At 50.4% G+C, this 3287-nt stretch carries 3 protein-coding genes and 1 tRNA gene; 1 reads left to right on the top strand and 3 read right to left on the bottom strand.

Going from position 1 to position 3287, the window contains the following annotated elements; genetic code table 11:
• The 3 genes from AC5M9B_RS04675 to rnhA all read right to left on the bottom strand — a co-directional run bounded on the left by AC5M9B_RS04675 (position 1) and on the right by rnhA (position 2069).
• Positions 1-77: transfer RNA gene (locus AC5M9B_RS04675), tRNA-Arg, on the bottom strand.
• Positions 78-209: 132 nt separating this feature from the next.
• Positions 210-1562, bottom strand: coding sequence for a deoxyguanosinetriphosphate triphosphohydrolase (locus AC5M9B_RS04670; protein ID WP_455007575.1), 1353 nt, complete (start codon positions 1560-1562; stop codon positions 210-212).
• A gap of 57 nt (positions 1563-1619) precedes the next feature.
• Positions 1620-2069 carry a ribonuclease HI gene (gene rnhA / locus AC5M9B_RS04665; RefSeq protein WP_070656195.1) on the bottom strand — a complete coding sequence of 150 codons (450 nt, stop codon included), beginning with the start codon at positions 2067-2069 and terminating at the stop codon, positions 1620-1622.
• 131 nt (positions 2070-2200) lie between these two features.
• Here rnhA and tehB point away from each other — a divergent pair, with 131 nt between their 5' ends.
• A complete protein-coding gene (tehB, locus tag AC5M9B_RS04660; protein ID WP_455007576.1) occupies positions 2201-3061 on the top strand; it encodes an SAM-dependent methyltransferase TehB in 861 nt (286 codons plus the stop codon).
• Positions 3062-3287: the final 226 nt, after the last annotated feature.

The raw sequence follows: 3287 nt of genomic DNA, 5'->3' as shown, positions 1-3287 counted from the left end.
TGGCGCACCCGGAGCGATTCGAACGCCCGACCCTCTGGTTCGTAGCCAGATACTCTATCCAACTGAGCTACGGGTGCATTTTCATCACTTCGCTTCTGCGCTGTGAATCAAGAAGACCGAATATTATAGAAACCCTTCCCTATTGTCCAGCTTTTAAATTCAATTTTCTCAGATAAAAAATTAACATTTTGAAAATTAAAGAAATTATATTACCTTAAAATCCCGGTTCCAGACAAGTCCTGAGCCATTTTGGCGGCGGCATTGTCTGTCATACCGCCGACGAAATCTAAAATTTTCATATATGCCTGATAAAGGCTGTCCGTTTCAAGTATGGGATTATGGTTTTTCAGAAGATCCAAGATTAAAGATTGGCGGACATCTAATTTCTGCTCAACCAGCAAGGCATGGGCTGCTGGGACAAACAAATCGAGTATCGACCCTAAGCACGGGAAAGTGGCAATTTCGGTCATCAGCTTGGTACGGTGGCGAAAGATGCGCGTGCGTGCGAGTTCTTTGGCTTTTTCCAAAGTGTTTTGGACTTCCGGGCTGCACAAGGAAATCAAGTCTTTTCCCTTAAATTCGCCGCTTAATAAATCGGATTGGTGTTTCATGAAGGTTTGCGCGGCATCTTCGATGGCTTTGCCTATGGCAATGCCGCGCAGCATGGCGCAACGTTGGCGGCTGGATTGGGCATGCCATGTACTTTCTTCAAAGGTCAGCTCAGACAAGACGCTTTCGACTTCGGTATCGGTCAGCAACTCAAGCTCCACCGCATCTTCCAAATCCAGCAATGCGTAACAGATGTCGTCTGAAGCCTCCATCAGGTATGACAGCGGATGGCGTACCCATTGGTCGCAGCCTGCTTCGAGCAATCCCAACTCCGCTGCAACTCGGCGGATAAACGGCAGCTCGGTTTGATAAATATTGAATTTGGAACGCCCGCGCGGACCTTGGCTTGTCCACGGATATTTTATCAATGCGCCGATTGATGCCGCACTCAAACGCATCCCGCCCGCATCGGGATACATTTCCAAATTGGCGACAATGCGCAGACTGTGGGCATTGCCTTCGTAAGTTTGCACGTCGCTCAATTCGGCTTCGTTCAGCGATGTCAGAAAGCGGAGATTTTTTTCCTTTCTGAACCAATGGCGCAATGCGTCCTCACCCGTGTGCCCGAACGGAGGGTTACCCAAATCATGCGCCAAACAGGCGACTTGGACGACAGCGCCAATATCGCCCGGAGTATTGTTTTCAGGCAGGAATCCGCCGGCTTGCAACATGACACCGACGCGGTTACCCAAACTGCGTCCGACGCTGGCGACTTCGACACTATGTGTCAGCCGGTTGTGCGTCAGGTCATGTTCGGCAAGCGGGTGGACTTGGGTTTTCCTTCCCAACCGCCTGAATGCTCCGGAAAACACGACTCTATCGTAATCAATGTGGAAATCGGTACGCAGGGCATCGATACCCTCTTGTGTGGACGGCGTAACCGTAGGGATAATTTCGCCGTTTTTCGCACGGAAGCGTTGCGGAGAAAGCAGTTGGGACCAAGTCATTGCCATTGGGGTAATCCTGTTTGCGGTTGATTGAATATTTTTCAGGCGTTTTCAGACGGCCTTTTAGGACGAGGATTGAAGGAACCGTGCTGCTCCCCGGTTCGCCAAAGCGTCCGCCTTTTCGTTTTCGGAATGCCCCGCGTGGCCTTTCACCCATGTCCACTGTAATTCGTGTTTATGCGACAAGGCATCGAGTTCTTTCCACAAATCGTCGTTTTTCACCGGTTTTTTGGCGGCGGTTTTCCAGCCGTTTTTCTTCCAGCCGTGTATCCAACCTTCCATACCGTTTTTGACGTATTGCGAGTCGGTACAAATCACGACGCGGCACGGTCGTTTGAGCGCCTTCAACCCTTCTATGACGGCGGTCAGCTCCATTCGGTTGTTCGTGGTTTCAGCCTCACCGCCGCACAATTCTTTTTCATGATTTCGGTAGCGCATCAATACGCCCCAGCCCCCAGCTCCCGGATTGCCTTTGCAGGCTCCGTCTGTATAAAGGTAAACGGTATCATCCATATATCGGTTTGTTTTGCAATTTGCACAATAAAGGCATTCATCTTATCACAAGGTTTGAATCCGCCAAGCGGCTTTGCCCCAAACAGGCATATAATATGCACCTTATCGAAAACAGATTGGAAGGACCGACAATGGATGGACAAATGGAACTTTTTTGCTATAAGGAACTGCCGGTTTGGCAGGCAGACGGGATTCCCGACGCGCTGCGGGCGGGTCATGCGTTTGACGAAGGGGAATGGGCTTGCCTGAACGTATTGCAAGGTCGTCTGAAATATTCGGAAGCAGACCATGCAACAAACACCGAGCTGACTGCCGAAGACGGCGATCAGATGATTGCGCCGCAGCAACAGTTTACAGTCGAGCCTTTGACGGACGACACGGAAATCAAGCTCTCGCTTTATTGCGCGGCAAAAGATTATTTCCATAAAAAATACGGCATGAGCGCAACCCATTCGGCGGTCGTGGCTGCGGAAGATGTAGTTCCTGCGGGCAAGGCTTTGGATATGGGCTGCGGTCAGGGGCGCAATGCGCTGTTTTTAGGCTTGAAGGGATTCGACGTCACCGCCGTGGACAACAATCCTCAGGCAGTGCAAAACGTCAATGAGTTGGCGCGTATGGAAGGCTTGGACGTGCGGGCGTTGGAATATGATTTGAATGCCGCCAACCTTCAAGACCATTTCGACTATATCGTGGCGACGGTTGTGTTTATGTTCCTGCATCCGCGCTTTGTGCCGCAAGTGATTGCCGATATGCAGGCGCACACCAACCCCGGCGGCTACAACCTGATTGTTTCGGCGATGGACACTGAAGACTTCCCCTGCCCTATGCCTTTCCCGTTTAAATTTAAAGAAGGCGAGTTGCGCGAATACTACCGCGACTGGGAGATTGTCGAATACAAGGAAGAACTCGGCGCCATGCATGCGAAAGATGCGGTGGGCAATCCGATACAATTTAAGTTTGTAACCATGTTGGCGAAAAAGCCCGAAGCGTAAACGAATGGGGTCGTCTGAAATGTTTTCAGACGACCTTTGGGCATTAGCTTTCTTATAGAGCCTCCAATATTGCCCACCAGCCATCCGAGTTACACCTCAAAAGCTGAATCGTGTTGACTGCGGGTAACTGACACCCAACGCAACATCACTATAGTGGATTAACTTTAAACCAGTACGGCGTTGCCTCGCCTTAGCTCAAAGAGAACGATTCTCTAAGGTGCTGAAG

It is taken from the genome of Neisseria flava (genome assembly GCF_982712965.1).
This window is presented reverse-complemented; position numbering and strand designations above follow the sequence as displayed.

Coding starts and splice junctions, on each gene's coding strand:
- AC5M9B_RS04670 (WP_455007575.1), bottom strand. CDS start 1,562: ATGGCAATGACTTGGTCCCAACTGCTTTCTCCGCAACGCTTCCGTGCG.
- rnhA (WP_070656195.1), bottom strand. CDS start 2,069: ATGGATGATACCGTTTACCTTTATACAGACGGAGCCTGCAAAGGCAAT.
- tehB (WP_455007576.1), top strand. CDS start 2,201: ATGGATGGACAAATGGAACTTTTTTGCTATAAGGAACTGCCGGTTTGG.